15 protein-coding genes are annotated in these 17,234 nt (G+C 39.7%); 5 read left to right on the top strand and 10 right to left on the bottom strand.

Going from position 1 to position 17,234, the window contains the following annotated elements; genetic code table 11:
* Positions 1–81: 81 nt before the first annotated feature.
* From alr to acpS, 3 genes are all read right to left on the bottom strand, one after another.
* Positions 82–1,245, bottom strand: coding sequence for an alanine racemase (alr, locus tag AC4E8C_RS01420; RefSeq protein WP_490209697.1), 1,164 nt, complete (start codon positions 1,243–1,245; stop codon positions 82–84).
* Between the two features lie 128 nt (positions 1,246–1,373).
* Positions 1,374–2,387 (bottom strand): LolA family protein, encoded by a 1,014-nt coding sequence (locus AC4E8C_RS01415; protein ID WP_490209695.1) that lies wholly within the window; start codon positions 2,385–2,387, stop codon positions 1,374–1,376.
* A gap of 194 nt (positions 2,388–2,581) precedes the next feature.
* The gene (gene acpS, locus AC4E8C_RS01410; protein WP_490209693.1) at positions 2,582–2,929 is read right to left on the bottom strand and encodes a holo-ACP synthase; all 348 of its coding nucleotides are present in this window, start codon (positions 2,927–2,929) and stop codon (positions 2,582–2,584) included.
* Positions 2,930–3,020: 91 nt separating this feature from the next.
* Here acpS and AC4E8C_RS01405 point away from each other — a divergent pair, with 91 nt between their 5' ends.
* Positions 3,021–3,749 (top strand): rhomboid family intramembrane serine protease, encoded by a 729-nt coding sequence (locus AC4E8C_RS01405; RefSeq protein WP_490209691.1) that lies wholly within the window; start codon positions 3,021–3,023, stop codon positions 3,747–3,749.
* Here AC4E8C_RS01405 and AC4E8C_RS01400 read toward each other — a convergent pair.
* From AC4E8C_RS01400 to uvsE, 3 genes are read right to left on the bottom strand one after another with little or no spacing between them, the layout of a single operon-like run.
* Positions 3,721–5,220: a PH domain-containing protein gene (locus tag AC4E8C_RS01400; protein WP_490209689.1), complete on the bottom strand. Its 1,500-nt coding sequence runs from the start codon at positions 5,218–5,220 to the stop codon at positions 3,721–3,723. The genes AC4E8C_RS01405 and AC4E8C_RS01400 overlap by 29 nt on opposite strands.
* Entirely contained in the window at positions 5,213–5,692 is a 480-nt protein-coding gene (locus tag AC4E8C_RS01395; RefSeq protein WP_490209687.1) for a PH domain-containing protein, read from the bottom strand. The genes AC4E8C_RS01400 and AC4E8C_RS01395 overlap by 8 nt, the downstream gene beginning before the upstream one ends.
* Positions 5,693–5,741: 49 nt before the next feature.
* Entirely contained in the window at positions 5,742–6,722 is a 981-nt protein-coding gene (gene uvsE, locus AC4E8C_RS01390) for a UV DNA damage repair endonuclease UvsE (RefSeq protein ID WP_490209685.1), read from the bottom strand.
* Positions 6,723–6,846: 124 nt separating this feature from the next.
* Here uvsE and AC4E8C_RS01385 point away from each other — a divergent pair, with 124 nt between their 5' ends.
* The 3 genes from AC4E8C_RS01385 to AC4E8C_RS01375 all read left to right on the top strand — a co-directional run bounded on the left by AC4E8C_RS01385 (position 6,847) and on the right by AC4E8C_RS01375 (position 10,903).
* On the top strand, positions 6,847–8,397 hold the full coding sequence (locus AC4E8C_RS01385; RefSeq protein WP_490209683.1) for a spore germination protein: 1,551 nt from the start codon (positions 6,847–6,849) through the stop codon (positions 8,395–8,397).
* Positions 8,394–9,557 carry a Ger(x)C family spore germination protein gene (locus AC4E8C_RS01380; protein WP_490209682.1) on the top strand — a complete coding sequence of 388 codons (1,164 nt, stop codon included), beginning with the start codon at positions 8,394–8,396 and terminating at the stop codon, positions 9,555–9,557. The genes AC4E8C_RS01385 and AC4E8C_RS01380 overlap by 4 nt, the downstream gene beginning before the upstream one ends.
* Positions 9,558–9,772: 215 nt before the next feature.
* Positions 9,773–10,903 carry a GerAB/ArcD/ProY family transporter gene (locus tag AC4E8C_RS01375; protein WP_490209680.1) on the top strand — a complete coding sequence of 377 codons (1,131 nt, stop codon included), beginning with the start codon at positions 9,773–9,775 and terminating at the stop codon, positions 10,901–10,903.
* Positions 10,904–10,942: 39 nt separating this feature from the next.
* Here AC4E8C_RS01375 and cshA read toward each other — a convergent pair whose 3' ends face one another.
* The 4 genes from cshA to AC4E8C_RS01355 all read right to left on the bottom strand — a co-directional run bounded on the left by cshA (position 10,943) and on the right by AC4E8C_RS01355 (position 16,295).
* A complete protein-coding gene (cshA, locus tag AC4E8C_RS01370; protein WP_490209678.1) occupies positions 10,943–12,430 on the bottom strand; it encodes a degradosome RNA helicase CshA in 1,488 nt (495 codons plus the stop codon).
* A gap of 413 nt (positions 12,431–12,843) precedes the next feature.
* Positions 12,844–13,530, bottom strand: coding sequence for an alpha/beta hydrolase (locus tag AC4E8C_RS01365; protein ID WP_490209676.1), 687 nt, complete (start codon positions 13,528–13,530; stop codon positions 12,844–12,846).
* A 26-nt stretch (positions 13,531–13,556) separates the two neighbouring features.
* Positions 13,557–14,936 (bottom strand): UDP-N-acetylmuramoyl-tripeptide--D-alanyl-D-alanine ligase, encoded by a 1,380-nt coding sequence (locus AC4E8C_RS01360; RefSeq protein ID WP_490209674.1) that lies wholly within the window; start codon positions 14,934–14,936, stop codon positions 13,557–13,559.
* A 279-nt stretch (positions 14,937–15,215) separates the two neighbouring features.
* A complete protein-coding gene (locus AC4E8C_RS01355; protein WP_490209672.1) occupies positions 15,216–16,295 on the bottom strand; it encodes a D-alanine--D-alanine ligase in 1,080 nt (359 codons plus the stop codon).
* 223 nt (positions 16,296–16,518) lie between these two features.
* Between AC4E8C_RS01355 and AC4E8C_RS01350 the strand changes: the two genes are divergently transcribed.
* The gene (locus AC4E8C_RS01350; RefSeq protein WP_490209670.1) at positions 16,519–17,178 is read left to right on the top strand and encodes a sulfite exporter TauE/SafE family protein; all 660 of its coding nucleotides are present in this window, start codon (positions 16,519–16,521) and stop codon (positions 17,176–17,178) included.
* The last annotated feature ends 56 nt before the right edge of the window (positions 17,179–17,234 follow it).

Here is a 17,234-nt window from a genome sequence, read left to right as displayed (position 1 = left end):
ATTATAAGCCAATAAAAGATGCTTTTATGCACAATTTACCGCAATATCATAAATATGTGCGAATTTCTTTATTTACGCATATTAATTGGTTAAAAGGTAATTTTTTAAATCGACAATTTTCCCACCTTGTTTATATAGGCGCGGAACTCGATTTGCAATAATACAAGGCACCTCATAATTAATTGTCTCTAGTTTCGCTGCAATCTCATTAACAGATATAAATTGATGATCCTGACGGCCGATTAATGTGACCGTTGTCCCAATTGGAATATATTTAGGGAGACGGATCATACATTGATCCATACAGATCCTGCCGACAATGGGCGAACGCTGCCCATCCACTAGTACTTCCTGACCTTGAAGCCGGCGAATCCAACCATCAGCATAACCAATTGGAATGGTCCCAATCCACTCGTCTCCCTCACTTTCGTAAGTGGCCCCATAGCTCACCTTATCGCCCTTTTTCAGTTGTTTCACATGGACAAGCCGCGTCCGTAGTGAAAAGGCTTCATGTAATGGAAAAGGGATTTCTTGTTCCATTTCAGGTGATGGCGTTAAACCATACATCGCAATCCCAATTCTTACCGCATTAAAGTAGGTCTTAGGAAAACGTAAGGCCGCTGCACTATTACTGCAATGAACATATCTTGGACGTTTTTTAAGGACACTAAGCATTCTCTCAAATTGTGCGAATTGCTGCTTGGTGTAACTTGTATCCAGTTCATCCGCTGTAGCAAAATGCGTGTAAATCCCTTCTAAATCAAAACGCTTATCCGCAAGAATCATCTCTTCCACAGCTTTTAATTCCTCGCTGTCACGAACCCCAATTCTACCCATACCTGTATCGACCTTAATATGCACGGATACTTGATCATCTACATTTAAGTGTTTTTGCCCTTCCTGTAACCAATCCTTCTGAAAAACAGTAAGGGTAATATGATACTCTGCAGCCATTCGAATATCCTCAGGGCGAGTTGCTCCTAATACAAGGATAGGAGCATCGACTCCTTTATTTCTTAGAGCAATTGCTTCATCCATAAAAGCAACCGCTAAATAGCTTGCCCCAGCTTCAAGTGCCGTTTTCGCTACCTGCACATCACCATGACCGTAGCCATTTGCTTTTACAACCGCAAAAATATCAACCTCTTGGGGTAAATGGTTTCGAACGGATGTAATATTTTCAGCAATGCAATCTAAATCAACTTCTGCCCATGTATCTCGATAAAAATAGGCTTCCTCTACCATATTTTCACTTCCTAATTGAACTTACATTATTTCATTTTACCACAAAAAATTTTTCATTCTAGTTTTACACTTTACCAAATTACAGGAAAAAACAGGCCCCTGAATAAGGGCCTGCCGAGTGAAAAATATTATTTTATCGCATCGCCTTGGACAGATTGTGCTACTTCAATTAATTCTTTCTTCGTCAGGTTCTCCGATGCAATCATATAATCAACACCATCATGCGACCATGAAATCGTGTGATTAGATATCGCTCCAACCGTCACACCTAAATCAACGATGTCGCCTTCCACGAGGGTAGGAGAAGTAGACGCCACTTTTGCCGTTACTTTTTCCTGGACTAGTGTGAACGATTTTTTACCATCATAGGTAAGAACAACCCGCTTACCATCTTCAATATTAACCGATTTCTCCTCAATTAATTTGGTTCCTTTTAGCTCGAAGGTTGGATACATAACGGTGAAATCTTTATCCTTTCCTTCAGCCATGGCTGGTAAGTTTAACTGGGCACGTGTCATGTTCTTCTTCATATCGAAATCATCTTTGTCAAAGTCAGCGTTAAATTTCACCTTTGAAAACTCAACAGTCACGAGCGCATTTCGATCGGGGTCCATTACTTTTACAACGGCTGGTGATAAATCACCCTTATTCAGCTTAATTTCTTGGAACGGCAGCATGCTATTATTTTGATAACGGGTTTTTGTTTCAAATACATAATGATCTTTTGTCGAGGAGAATTTGGCTTCTTTATCTGCCACAATATCTTTGATTAAGGATTCGTATAAATAGGCTTGGCTGCTGTTTTGCGGCCAATCGCTTTGGAAACGGAAACTCTTATTTAAGGCTGGTGTCAGAACAAAAACACCCTCGTTATTTCTTAAAATCATTTGACTTTGGTCTTTTTCAGCATTTTTCAAATTAACGCGATAAAAAGTAGGATCCTTATGCCAGATTTCTACGTTATACACTTGTGACTCAGAGCCCATTTTCAATGTCATCTTCGCATTTACCTTATAACTGGTTAAGTCACCCTGTTTACTCTTTAATTCCTTCACCACATCATCTTGTGATTTTGAGCCACAGGCAGCAAGTAAGAAAATGACCATCAATCCCGTCATGAGCAGCAACCACTTTTTCCTCATTCCTTCAACCCCCAACTTGTCATATTTCATATGATAATCTAAGAAGAGAAAGGCAGGAATCAGGCTTCCAAAACCATAGCTGACCTTGTCTCTCCTATTTCCCTATGAATATATGAGACAACCTAGGGGAATATGCTAATCAAGTTGCCAAGCCAGCTATAAAAAAAGTAAACTGCTCGAACTATGCAAATCCGTTATTCTTCAATGATGACCTCAGCGACAGCATAGTCTCTGCTATGCGAGATGGACAAGTGGGCTTGAATGGACGGTTTTTCAAAGAAAGGCTTCCCGGTGGAATCTGTATTAATTTCAATATCTAAAAACGACAATTCTTTTCCTATCCCAGTGCCCATTGCTTTTGAAAAAGCTTCCTTCGCTGCAAATCTCCCTGCTAAAAATTCCACCTTCCTCGCATCAGATAAAGGCATGAATGTTTCCTTTTCCTTTATCGTTAAAATTCTATCGACAAATTTGCCCTGTCTATTAATGAGATCACGCACTCTTGAAAGCTCAATAATATCAATGCCTATCCCTTTAATCATTGTACATCTTCCTTCTATTTAAATTCCTGCCAGCATAATAGTGTAAAGAAATGCAAATCCGTATATGATGTTATAGAGAGGAGTTTTTGCCATGTTTACTAGAACGGAAAGCTTCCGCGAATTTATTCGCTTTTATCCGATGGTCTCTATTATTGTTGCCATCCACCTACTATTATATCTGTTAACCATTTTGCCCATGTTTCCAAACTACTGGTTCTTTGAACATTTTTCGGGCGTCAACTTGTATATTATGGAGGGGGAATTCTGGCGGCTGATTACCCCTACATTTATGCATAGCGGTTTTTCACATATGTTGTTTAATAGTTTTTCGCTGGTTCTTTTTGGGCCCGCACTTGAGAGAATGGCGGGCAGCGGCCGATTTTTATTCATTTATCTCTTATCAGGGCTCATCGCTAATGCAGCCACATTGATATTTGAACCATTGACCTATACCCATGTTGGTTCAAGTGGAGCGATCTTTGGTCTATTCGGCTATTATATTGCGATTATTATGTTTCGGAAACATCTGTTGTCCTGGCAAAACTCACAAATCATTCTCACTCTCAGTGTGGTCAGTCTCATTATGACCTTTATTCAGCCTAATATTAATATTATTGCCCATTTATTTGGATTACTAGGCGGCTTCCTTCTCGGCGCCATTCCTTACTATAATAAAAAGGGCCTGTCAGATTCACTTAGAACCACCACCACTTGGGCTAGCAGTAAACGAAGCGGTCTATCTTTTCAATCACCTCTAAAGGTACTGATCTGGTCAATCATTATCATTATCGCTATTCTTGGATTTTGGAGTCAACAATAGCAGGGAGTATCCCGAATTTCTGTTTATTTTTCGGGAAACTCCCCTTTCCGTTCCCATGAGAATACCACTGATAAATCCGCTGAATATCCGCCTGTTCCAGATCGACGACCCTGCCTCCCGCACTGCCGAATCCCGACTTTACAAAGGCCTCCAAGGTTCCAAGCTCCTGCTTTTTTTGAAAATAACTCACTCTCGCCTCTAAACTTTGAATCTTATTTTTCTTCATATATACCGTTGTCCGTTTATTAGTCCGATATCGCAGACTTAGCTGCTGTTGATCGAGACTCCAGCCAGCAGCTTGGTATTTTAAAACAGCCCTTATGGTTACAGCTGCGACAAGCACTAAAGATAGTAAACCCCATAACTTAAAAAAAATGAGGGCGATTATCACAATTGGGATTACCATGTACCAACTCCGTAAAATATACCTCCATAAAGCCCTCTTTGGTGCAGGATGGAAGTTGGTCGTGAAACTATAATCCGGTAAATAGTTCTCCAGAAGGGGGCAAATTTGATTAATCTTTACGATTGGCAGTAAAGTAACTTTGGCACCTTCTTGATCGGCTGATGATCCCCCCGCGCTTTCAACATAAACAGTACCATAGCCAAACATTTGCCTCACCATATTTTCACTAATATGTATCGCTTGAATACGCTTCAAAGGAATAGTGATTTGCCTTTTCTCCAGCAGTCCCTGTGAAATGACTAATTCATGATCTATTTTCTGCACGGTAAAGTTTGTGTATTTCACCATAGTGATGATTAATCCGATGATCCATACAAAGAGAAACCCAATAAACACTAGTAGTAGTACCATCGCTACATTGTGAAGGAGCAGCAATTCGAATCTGCCAAATATTTTTTTATATGAAATGAAATCATCAATTTGCGAAAATAACGCCAGTACAGCCGAAAAAACCACTCCCATCCCACCAGACGTTAATGAAAGAACGATTAATTGCTGTGTTGAAATTTTAAAAATGGTCTCACTCTCCACCTCAAAACCATCATTTAGTGGATGACTATGTTTAGCGTCGTGAACATAGGTTTGAATTCGCACGGCCTCCTCTTTTGAGATCGCAGATAAAACGGCTTCTGCCTCATCCCCACCACCTGCTGTTTCGATTTTCACTTTAACAAGGCCGAACAATCGCTGTAAAATTCCCTCGGTTACATTGACACTCTGAATTCGTTCATAGGGAATATACCTCTTTTTACGCAGAAAAATTCCATATTCGATCCGCAGCTCGTCCTGCCCAAACCGATACGTAAACCGCAGCCAGGATAGGATACCCGTAATGAATGTAAATAGAAGAACAATAGCTGATATAATTAAGGCAATGAGTAATGAAATCCTGCCGTCTCGCCCTCCTGAGGCGTTGATAACAATCATCGGAATGATCAGGTTCTTTATTAGTTTGCCTGTGTTAAGAACGCTGGAAATCGGATGGAGTCGCTTAGATTCAGACATCTTCTTCTGCCACCCTTGCTAATCTAGAAATATATCCTCTCAATTCCTCTGCTTCATCCTCTTCTAATGCGGGAATTTCATGAGCGGTGGCAGCTGTGTGAATCAAGACGGAGGCTAATTTGTATTTTCTTAAAATAGGCCCTTGAACCGTATCCACATGTTGAACTCGAATCATGGGGACTAACGTCCGCGTTTTGAAAAAAATCCCTTCCTCCAATTCCACTTCTTCCTCACGCACTTCATATCTCCATGATTTCCAGCGCAGCACAGGGGAGAAAAAGATATGATAGCATGGGAAAACTACTCCAAGCACAATCAAGATGAGCGATATCCAAAATGGAACATCAAAAAGATGTAGAAAAAATAGAATAATAGCTGTTACAGCCCATCCAATCAGGGATTTTATGGCACCACCAATTCGCCATACGATTAAGGCCCTTTTCGAAATTCGTTTTTGTGGTATGCCCAGCAACTTGCCTCTCCTCCATAAACACCGTCTTTCCCTAAGTATACATAGTTTATCAAACCAAAACATAGCCTTTTTTCATATTAAAACTTGATTGATCGAGCCATTCCAATCCTTCATGCTCTTTTAAGTCTTTAACAAGCTGAAAAAGAGCTGCATCCTTTTGTTTGGCTTCGATCATACAATGAATTTCTGGAACCGATCCGTTAATGTCATGTAAAAATCTCAGAAACATGTCGGAATCAATGGTATCGGCATGCGCCCTAAAATCATGGTCGGACCGCGGACTAGAAATATGCATTTTAATCGGAAGGGGGGATTGATCCCAGGTAGCTATAATTCGCTCCCAATCTGACCGCCACTCTTCTGCTTCATGATTGGCCAAGTGGTGATGATAATCAAACACCATTGGAATGCCTAATTTTTCACAAAGGTATAAGGTGTCTTTTACCGTAAAGGTTGTATCATCATTCTCCAGCATAATCATTTTTTGAATCGATGGCTTCACATAAGCCCAATTATGGATAAATAGTTCGAGCGCTTTTTCCTTATCGTGGTAACCCCCGCCGACATGGAGGACACAGCGGTGTTCTGGGTCAATGTTCATTCCTTTTAAAAGCGCTTCATGCATGGCAAGTGTCTTTAGAGAGTTTTTTAAGATTTCCTTATCTGGTGAATTCAAGACGACAAAATGGTCCGGATGAAAGTCAATTCTGGCCGGGTGCTCCTCTATAAAATGGGCTAGCTTTTTAAGGGGCTCTTTCAATGGCCTTATATAGTTCCAATCATGTAGGTCTTCGTGATTCGCGAGCGGAATTAAACGGGAACTCAATCTAAAAAAATGAATGTCATTTGCCACATTATGCTTGAATAAACGGAGACAGTTTTCAAGGTTTGATTCGGCTATTCTTTCTAACTTCCGTATCGCTGCTTCCCGGTCTTTTATCTTTTGAAATTGAGCATACGTCATGGTTTGTGAGGGTGAGGCATTTTGCAGTTCTACGCTCATTGCTACATAACCAAGTTTAACAATCATGGCATTTTCCCTCCTTCATAATTCCTTTAAAAACTATATACTTATTCTCACCTATCTTTCATTTTCAACAACCAAATATTTTCACTAAAAAGGGGAACGCTAAGAAAAAGTTTATGGAGTGAAAATGATGCCCCTTTTCTCAAAAACAAAAAAACAAAATCAGCCGAATAGTAATACTCCAGAACAAGTATTTTTGGGAGATCATTTTGATATTCGCCTAACTTGGTTAAAACAGACTTTTGATCAATGTTCTGATGTATCCATTCATGAACTAACCGCCAATCATACACGGTGTGGGATTGTCTACTTAGCTGACATGGTTGATCAACAGCTATTTGACGAACAGGTCCTATCTTATATTGTTTCCGAGGATTTTGCTTCCTCTCACAAAGAGTTTTTTCATAAATTACTTGACTTAAAAATGGTTAGCTCTATGAAAAGCAGCATTGTCACTGATATGCAGCAAGCTGTTCAACTTGTCCTCGATGGTAATATTTTTATTTTTTTCGAAGGTGATTCAAGAATGCTTGCTTTTCCAATGAAAAGCTTCAATATGAGGGAAGTTAGTGAACCAGCCAACGAAAATGTTATTAGGGGCCCTAGAGAAGCTTTTGTTGAGGATATTAACACAAACATCACATTAATTCGTCGAAAAATTAAGTCGCCCTCTTTAAAAATGGAGCAACTCATTTTCGGTAAATATACGAAAACAAAAGTAGTAATAGGCTACCTCGAGGGAGTATGCAGGAAGGAATTAATCGAAGAGGTTCGACAGCGGTTAAATCGTATTAAAATGGACGGTGTATTAGGAAGCAGTTACTTGGAAGAGTGTATCGATGATTTCCCATTATCCCCCTTTCCACAGTCGCAAAAAACGGAGCGGCCTGATGTGGTTGCAGCTGCCTTGCTTGAAGGAAGAGTGATGATTTTGGTTGACGGTACACCGATTCCACTGATTGTACCTGTGTCTTTCTTCATGTTCCTTCAATCACCAGAAGATTATTACCAACGCTATATTTCCGCCAATTTCATTCGCTGGATGCGGGTGGCTTTTTTAATTGTATCATTGCTTTTTCCGTCCTTTTATATTGCCGTGACCACCTTTCACCCAGTTATGATTCCAACTGACTTGTTAATCAGTGTTGCCGCTGCAAGGGATCTCGTTCCTTTCCCCGCAATGGTGGAGGCATTGATGATGGAAATATCCTTTGAAGCATTAAGAGAAGCAGGTATTCGAACACCAAAAGCCATAGGCCAGGCGATTAGTATCCTTGGTGCTTTAGTGATTGGACAGGCAGCCGTACAAGCTGGAATTGTGTCCGCACCCATGGTTATTATAGTTTCCTTAACAGGAATTGCTTCCTTTATTATCCCTTATTTTGATTTAGGATTTACGATTCGGTTATTGCGATTTCCGATTATGATCCTATCTGGTACCTTTGGCTTATTTGGACTGATGGTTGGCTGCCTGCTCATTTTTATTCATATGGTCCATCTCCGTTCATTTGGCATGCCTTACCTTGCCCCGGCCGCACCATTACGGATTAGTGATTTAAAGGATGTATTTATTCGAGTCCCGTGGTGGGGGATGAAACGTCGTCCTTCGTTCGTTGGGACAGCAGATTCTGAGCGGTCTAATACGAACTATCCCTTGTATGAGGAGGATCAAGATTGAAGAAAACCTTCATTTGCATAATCGTCATGAGTACACTTTTTTTAAGTGGATGCTGGTCTAGTACGGAAATAAATGATCGAGCCTTTGTGTCAACCTTTATGGTAGATAAAGGGGAAAACGGCCAAATTGAGTTAACACTAGCCTTTCCTCTCCCAAATCGACTTGCTACCGGACAAGCAGGAGCATCTTCAACTACTGAAAATCCCTATGCAACCTTAACTTATTCTGGTGCTAATATTTCAGAGGCCTACCACAAAGCCCAGGTAGATTTACCAAGAAAAATTACTTGGGGACAAGCTAAGATTGTCGTGATCGGTGAAGAAATGGCCAAGGAAGGGATTGAAAAAGTACTGGAATTTATCATACGCCAACCTAGTTTAAACATTAACATCGTCATGTTTGTCACTCCAGGAAAGGCAAAGGAAATTATTAATATGGTTCCTGCCTTTGAAAAGTCGCAAACTAGAATACTATTGGGATTCACTAAAAATCAAATCGCTTTATTAACGACACCAAAGGACTTTTTAGAATCGGAAACCGGTGATATGGTCATTAGCATGTTGAAGATTGGGAAACAAAAATTGGTTAGTGAAAAAGGAAAAAAGGCCGTTTGGGTTGGGACAGATGGCATGGCCTTATTTCACCATTACAAAATGACAGGAAAATTAAGTTCTTCCGAAGGCAGGGGAGCCTTATGGCTCAAGAACAGAGTCAAAAATGCACTCGTCACCATTAAATCCCCAACAGATCACAAGGACATTAGCTTTAACGTCTTACAAGCAAAAACTAGCATTCAGCCATCAAAAAGGGAACCATTTACATTTGATGTTCATGTCAATGTGGAAGACGATATTGCAGAGACGAACTCCTCGATTGATTTAAAGAGTGAAAAAAATATAAAAAAATTAGAAATGCTCGCAGAAAAAGAGATTAATGTCAGAATTAAAGATGCATTTACTTCTTCTAAAAAGTTAGGGGCAGATGTTTTTCAATTCGGTGAATATTTATCATGGTATAAACCAAATATATGGAAAAATGCAAAAGGAAATTGGCAAACTATTTATCAAGATAAAGTAAAACTAAATATTAATGTTAATTTAAAAGTAAAACGCAGGGGTACTGAAAATAATCCATTTTGGACAAGGGAATTAAGCTCATGATAATTATCATTTTAATCTTCCTACTGATTTTTTTGTACGAGTTTAATTACCTTAATAATAGAAAACGAAAAAGAAGAACATACCTGCTTGTCCTTTTCGTTATGGGCCTATCTTTCCTTTACTGTATATCGACGTACTTTTTTAATACGATTCTAAATCCCAATGATTTGATTAATTTCCTATTTAAACCCCTTCAAAAAAGAATTCTAGGTTAGGTGGAGCATAGTTTGAAAACAGAGGGTATCACACAAGGTCAAATTTTACTTTTTTTGATTCTTTATTTTTTCTCAACATTTGTCGGATTTTCTTCTGTCCAACTTATTCAAATGTCACAATACGACTCACTACTTGTGCTTTGTATAGGGGGTTTAGTGTCATTCCTTTTTGCATTTTCTGCCATTAAGCTTGCAAATCGAAGACCCACTGAATTTATCGTTTATTACGGGAGAGATATTTTCCCCTATTGGATTCATCTCCCGCTCATGGTGTTCATGTTCTTTTTCTGCCTTCATGGGTGTGCCTTCATTTTAAGGGAATATGAAGATTTTATCGTCCAGGTCTATCTCCCGGAAACACCCAATTGGGCAATTGGGGTCGTATTCGGAGCTACTGTTGCATTTATTGCTCGATTGGGGATTGTCACCCTTTTTAGATCAGCACAAGGATTATTTTTTATCACAATGTTTGCCATTTTATTAAACACTGTTTTTGTTGGAAAAGAATTACGCTGGGAACGGTCCATGGCATTTATTACAAATCACAATCTCCATGGGATTTTCCAGGGATCTTATTTTATTACCCCCTTCTTTAGTGAAGCGGTCCTATTGATTTTTATCTATCCCTATTTTTTTAAAAAGGAAAAAACACTAAAATCCGTTTTTTGGGCGACGGTTTCTTCCATTAGCATAATTATCATCTACATTGCCCTTTTACTACTTCTTTTTGGACCAAATTTAATCTCACACTTAACATTTCCAATCTTGGAAATGGTCCGTTTTATCCATATAGCGGAATTTATAGAGAACTTAGATCCTCTGTTAATTGCCGTATGGTCAACAATGGTTTATATCAAAATCAGTTTTTTCTTTTTTATTGCTGTTTTCATTCTTGCCCAATTATTGAACCTCAAAGATTACCGGCCGTTAACTTTTTCCTTAGCGGCTGTCATGGTGTCGATATCAGTCAATATGGCAGAAAACTATGCAAATATTGTGGACGTTTATGAAAATTCCTGGCCGACCTTTGCCTATTTTATAGAGCTTATCCCCTTTTTATATTTACTTGTAGATACCCTAAAGAGAAAGATCAAGAAAAAGACAACTGAACAAAACCACCACAACACATAAAGAGCATGGACGAATGTCCATGCTCTTTTGATTTATTAATTAATGATTAAAACTTCTTGGCTTTGATGATGATTTTCCACCAGTTCTTTTTTCACCGCTTCTTGGCTTTGCCGGTGCCTTTTTTCGATTACGATCGCCACCGCCGTAAGACCCTCTAGAATCATCTCTTCTTCTACGGTCACGGTCATATGGCTTTCTCTCGCGTTTTTGTGGCAACTGTTCTTCCGTCAACTTAACCGGTGTTTGATCCGGTTCTTTTGTCAGCATTTTTAGAACTGCCGCAATAACGGTTTCTGCATCATTTTCTTCGAGAAGCTCTTGTGCAGCCGCTTTATAGTAATGTAAATTATTTGATTCAATCGTTGCGACGATTTTTTCAACAACTGCTTTTTGTTGACCTTCTAATGCTTCATCAAGGGTTGGAGCCTTCATTTTTTCCATCTTGTGTTTAGTTGTTCTTTCCACAACAGCAAGATATGATTTTTCCCGTGGTGTAATGAAGGTTAAAGCAATCCCCTTCTTCCCAGCACGACCTGTACGGCCGATACGGTGAACATAGCTTTCTGGGTCTTGTGGAATGTCAAAGTTGTAAACATGTGTCACGCCAGAAATATCAAGCCCACGTGCGGCTACGTCTGTTGCAACAAGAATATCAATCGTACCCTCTTTAAACTTGCGAAGGACCGACATACGCTTAGCTTGGGTTAAATCACCATGAATACCTTCTGCAGTATAGCCTCTTAACGTTAATGCTTCAGATAATTCATCCACACGGCGTTTCGTACGTCCAAAGACAATCGCTAGTTCTGGTGATTGAATATCAAGAAGTCTTGTTAATACATCGAATTTATTTTTTTCTTGCACTTCAAGATAATATTGTTCAATCGAAGGCATGGTCAATTCTTTCGTTTTTACACGAACGATTTGTGGTTCCTTCATGAATCTTTCAGCCATTCTTTGAATTGGTGCAGGCATGGTTGCAGAGAAAAGTAATGTCTGACGTTCAGCTGGAGTTGCCGCTAGAATGGATTCAATATCTTCAATGAATCCCATGTTTAACATTTCATCCGCTTCATCAAGAATGACCGTATTCACTGTATCAAGGTGCATCGTTTTTCTGTTAATGTGGTCTAACACACGTCCAGGAGTACCCACAATGATATGTGGTGCTTTTTTCAATGAACGGATTTGACGGCTGATATCCTGCCCACCGTAGATTGGTAAGACACGAACTCTTTTTCCAGAGCCGATTTTATAAAGCTCTTCCGAAACCTGAATCGCTAATTCACGTGTTGGCGCGATAATGATCCCTTGAATAGCATCCCTTTTCGTATCAATTTTTTCCACTAAGGGAATACCGAATGCAGCAGTTTTACCTGTTCCTGTTTGAGCTTGACCGATCAAATCAATACCCTTTAGCCCTAGTGGAATCGTTTCCGACTGAATTGGTGTAGCTTCCTCAAAACCCATTTTGAGGACAGCTTTTAAAGTGGCCTGACTTAGGCCTAGTTCTTCAAACTTTGTCAATGTTTTCATTCTCCTTCAACATGTGAAAATTGTTTTATTACAAATAGTGCTGAATATAAATACGCATCAAAATGCGATAGGGGCTTCTTTATTTTACAAAAAAAACCAACTTGATTTCAATTTTCCAACCCAATCATGGAAAAGGGTCAGATTATGAGTGGACACCGAAAAAAAGCGGTGCGAGCGAAGCTTAACCAAACAATATTAGTGAATCATTTAGTTTATTAACAATCCGACTCAAGTAGTATGAACGAAGTTGGTGCAGCTCCGCCCCTTTTTCCACATAAAAAGACATTCTCTAAAAGAGTATGCCCTTAATTAATCGTTCTTTAGACACGTTGATGAATATCATACCACTATTGCTAGTATTTTGCAATGAAGACATGTTTGATATAGTTTAAAAAACAGCCTCATTACTCCATCAAAAAGTCAAACACTTGTGAAAACAGGGCTTCTTTTTCCTCACAGTGGCAAATATGATGTTTTGATTGCTTGATAAAGGTGAGCTTTTTCTGCTTTGCACCTATGGTTTGAAATAAATATTCAGCACTTTTGGGCGGTACAATCCCATCACATTCCCCTTGTGCAATTAAAGTTGGTGCTTCCACCTGATGCAGTATTGGCTTGATAAAGGAAACAAGTCGACGGAATTGAATGGTAGCAGCAAAAGGGGTTTCTGTTATTTTTCGTTTATAACGCAGAAATAATTCATTATCTTGTAAGTTTCCCATGAATGCATCCCGAATAATTCTCGTGAGGTCACTAGCTAGCTGTTTTGGGTTAATATAGTATGCAGCGGCACTTAAAAGGATCAGCTTGTCCACAGGGTAATGGGCGGCGAGATAGCTGGCAATCATGCCGCCCATCGAAAAGCCGATCACATAGACCTCATCACAGGTTTCTATTAGTTTTTGCAGCTCCGCTTCCGCGTGATCAAGCCATTGTTGGTACTGAATTCCTTTTAATAATCCGGGTATACCATGTCCAGGCAATGTGGGCACGGAAAATTCCCAATCTGTTCGATTTTGTAAAAAGTCGACAAGTGGTTCTACTTCATATGGTGCACCCGTAAACCCATGAATACATAAGCAGCCAATCATGCCTCACACCTGCCCCTACATATTCTTTACTTTTTTTGTAAAGCTGAAACAATATCTTCTAAGCGCATGCCTCTTGATGCCTTTACCAGCACTAATGTCGTTTCATCCACGAAATTTTTTAATTTTTCGATGAGTGCTGCTTTATCATTGAATGAAAATACTTTTTGGTCATCTAGCACTGTCCGGGCACCGTTAGCAATAAATTCACCTAATGAGCCAAAAGTGAAGAGATAATCTACTTTTTCTGGGTCAAGACCTTCACCTATTTGCAAATGGTATTGTTCCTCCTGCGGTCCTAGTTCAAGCATATCACCCAGTACCAATATTCTTCGTTTATACCCTTGGAGATTGGATACCAATTCAATTGCAGCCATCATCGATGTGGGGCTGGCATTATAGGCATCATTAATAATTTTCTCCCCGTGCTGTCCTTCAACCAGTTCCATCCGCATGTTGGTTAATTTAATCCTTGAAAGGCCTTCGTTCATTTTTTCAAATGGAATAGAAAAATATTGAGCAATCAACATAGATGCTAGTGCATTTAGAATGTTGTGTGTGCCGAGAACTGGAAGCTCGTAAATCGTTTCAGAAGCATTAATTTTGAAGGAGTTTCCTTGCTCAATTTGCCTAATATCAATTGGGTAGAGATCGTTTGTTTCATTTCTGCCAAAGGTTTGGATATTTACATTTCCTTTATACTGGTAAATCCTTTCCATTAGCAGCGGCTCATCACCATGAAGAACAGCCAGACCGCCATCTTGAAGACCTTGAAGAATCTCTAGTTTAGCCTCTGCGATTCCTTCGCGGGAGCCAAGGTCCAGTAAATGGGATTCCCCTATATTGGTAATAACAACGGCATCTGGGCGTGCAAGTTTTGTCAGGAATTCAATTTCCCCCCTGCCGCTCATTCCCATTTCAAGTACAGCAATCTCGGTGTCTTCTTGTAAGCTTAATACGGTTAACGGCAGGCCTATATGATTGTTGTAATTTCCTTCTGTTTTTTGAACTTTATATTTTAGGGACAAGAGCCCAGCTGTCATATCCTTTGTCGTCGTTTTACCATTACTTCCCGTAATGCCAACCACCTTAACAGGTAATTGCTTCCTATAATTCCGTGCTAATTCTTGTAAAGCAACTAGGCAATTTTCGACAATCAGGATTGGCAAATCCTTGGGCGGATTTGGAACATCCTTTTGCCAAAGGGCAGCTGCTGCCCCCTTCCGAATTGACTCCTCTACATATTTATGACCATCTGAGTGTTCCCCTTGAAATGGAATAAATAAGTTTCCTGGTTTAATTTTCCTAGAATCAATTGTTACTCCTTCAATCAACTCATCGGCATACACAGAACAATCATTTAGGGCAGAAACCATTTCTGAAATCTGCTTTAATGTACGCTTAATCAATTTGTTACCCTCCTTTAGCTATTATATTCTTCAAAAAAATTATTTTTTCGGGCGCTTCTGCTTTTCTTATTGTCTAGCTCCAGCGCCCTAGCGGCTACTGTCCTTCGCTCTCCGCCCTACGATAAGTCAACATCGAATCGCCTCCGGCTCTTCGTGTTTCCTATATCTCAGTTGGAGCGCTCCAGGCCATACGCCGCTGACCAGGGCGCTTCCGCTTTTCTTTACAACAGAAAGCGACACGGCAGCTCCGCCGTGTCTCTAATGTCCCGTTCATGTTAGTTAAAAAGTATATTTTATATTTTGTTTTTCTGCATGTCTTTCTTTCGCAAGTTCGACGAGACGCTCAATTAATTGCGGGTACTCTAAACCAGTTTCTCTCCATAAAAGCGGGAACATGCTAACCGGGGTGAACCCTGGCATGGTATTTACTTCATTGATTATGGCCTTGCCATCTTTTGTTAAAAAGAAATCAGCACGAACCAGTCCAGAACAATCTAATGCTTTAAAGGCACGAATGGCCATTTCTTTGATTTCTGTGTATTCTTCTTCCGTTATATCCGCAGGGATAATGAGTGCTGTATCCCCATCTTCATATTTTGCTTTGTAATCATAAAAATCCTTTTTCGGAACAATTTCGCCTGCTACAGAACATTCTGGCTGATCATTTCCTAATACAGCAATCTCGACTTCGCGGGCAATGACACCTTCTTCAATAATTACTTTACGGTCAAATTGGAAGGCTTCTACAAAAGCAGTTTCTAATTCCGCGCGATTTGTACATTTACTAATTCCAACGCTGGAACCAAGGTTGGCGGGTTTCACAAAACATGGATAGCCTAGTTTTTCTTCTACCTGTGAATACGCCTCTTCCTTCGCCTGTGTCCATTCGCTTTTAATAAAGGAAACATAATCTACTTGTGCCAATTCAGCTTGGGCAAAGATATTTTTCATGATCACTTTATCCATACCTGCAGCAGAAGCAAGAACGCCATTCCCTACGTAAGGCAGGTTTAATAATTCTAATAAACCCTGTACTGTTCCATCTTCGCCATTTGGTCCATGCAGTAATGGAAAAATGACATCAAGTGAAGCAGATGCTTGCTGCTCGGCTTGGAAAAGAGACGGTGCTAAAGAAAGGGGTGATAATGTATTCTCTTTAGAAAATTCGAGTGCCTGGACGTTTTCGACTGGTCCGGTTAACTGTGGCCCTTTAATCCACTGTCCTTCGGTATTTATGTAAATAGGAGTAATTTCAAATTTCTCAAGATCCAATGCTCGAATAACAGCAAGAGCTGTTTGTAAGGAAACCTTATGCTCAGCGGATTTTCCTCCGTATAATAATCCCAATTTTGTTTTCATTGTACTACCTCCATATTGTCTTTCACCGTTTTATTTTAACACTTTCTTAAGTAAGAAAGGAAATGCTGAAGTCCTGTTTTTTCTTATTTCCACTTATTATTTTATGATAGATACAGCTTGCTTCAACACCAGCCATCCTAAATTTGTCATTAATTCCACATATACTCTTTCCACTTTTCTTGTATGATTGAGTTATGTAGAAAAGATGGAGGCGGAATGAATTGTGAGTGGGTCATTATTATCTATACTTTTACTAGGATTTTTACTGGGAATGAAACACGCCATTGAACCAGATCATGTCATAGCGGTTTCTACCATCGCTAGTGAATCGAAAAATATAAAGCGCTCGGTCTTTGCTGGGGTATATTGGGGCATCGGTCATACTGCCACCCTTTTTATCGTCGGCATGATATTCATTTTGGCAAAAAACACGATTACCGACAAGGTCGCCCTAAGTCTTGAATTTTTAGTAGGGATTATGCTCGTATCCCTTGGTATTAATAGTATTTTTTCAATGGTAAAAAAAAATCACCGGCACTCCCATTCTTTATCGGCACCTAAAAAAAAGCAACCACATATTAAATCCTTTATGATTGGACTCATCCATGGACTCGCCGGCAGTGCCGCTATGGTGCTGTTAACCATGAGTACTGTGTCAACCATCTGGCAGGGGGCACTCTACATTTTAATTTTTGGGTTTGGAACCGTTGTTGGCATGCTTTGTTTTTCGACTGTAATTGGTATTCCATTTGTGTTAACGGCAGGGAAAAACTTGAACCGCTACTTAAATAATTTGGCAGGCATTATTAGCATATTGTTTGGTATTTATTATATGTATAACTTAGGGGTGAACGAAGGACTTTTCTCACTTTGGTTAACCTAACACTTGCCTATTGATGTCAAACCCTTCCTACATACAGCCTCTAAAAAAACAGTCCC

The sequence above is a fragment of the Neobacillus sp. SRL179 genome (assembly GCF_984799095.1).
This window is presented reverse-complemented; position numbering and strand designations above follow the sequence as displayed.

Bases quoted from the DNA above. Each gene is read 5' to 3' on its own strand.
- AC4E8C_RS01365 (WP_490209676.1), bottom strand. From the start codon at position 13,530: ATGATTGGCTGCTTATGTATTCATGGGTTTACGGGTGCACCATATGAA.
- AC4E8C_RS01415 (WP_490209695.1), bottom strand. From the start codon at position 2,387: ATGAGGAAAAAGTGGTTGCTGCTCATGACGGGATTGATGGTCATTTTC.
- uvsE (WP_490209685.1), bottom strand. From the start codon at position 6,722: ATGATTGTTAAACTTGGTTATGTAGCAATGAGCGTAGAACTGCAAAAT.
- AC4E8C_RS01400 (WP_490209689.1), bottom strand. From the start codon at position 5,220: ATGTCTGAATCTAAGCGACTCCATCCGATTTCCAGCGTTCTTAACACA.
- alr (WP_490209697.1), bottom strand. From the start codon at position 1,245: ATGGTAGAGGAAGCCTATTTTTATCGAGATACATGGGCAGAAGTTGAT.
- AC4E8C_RS01355 (WP_490209672.1), bottom strand. From the start codon at position 16,295: ATGAAAACAAAATTGGGATTATTATACGGAGGAAAATCCGCTGAGCAT.
- AC4E8C_RS01405 (WP_490209691.1), top strand. From the start codon at position 3,021: ATGTTTACTAGAACGGAAAGCTTCCGCGAATTTATTCGCTTTTATCCG.
- acpS (WP_490209693.1), bottom strand. From the start codon at position 2,929: ATGATTAAAGGGATAGGCATTGATATTATTGAGCTTTCAAGAGTGCGT.
- AC4E8C_RS01385 (WP_490209683.1), top strand. From the start codon at position 6,847: ATGATGCCCCTTTTCTCAAAAACAAAAAAACAAAATCAGCCGAATAGT.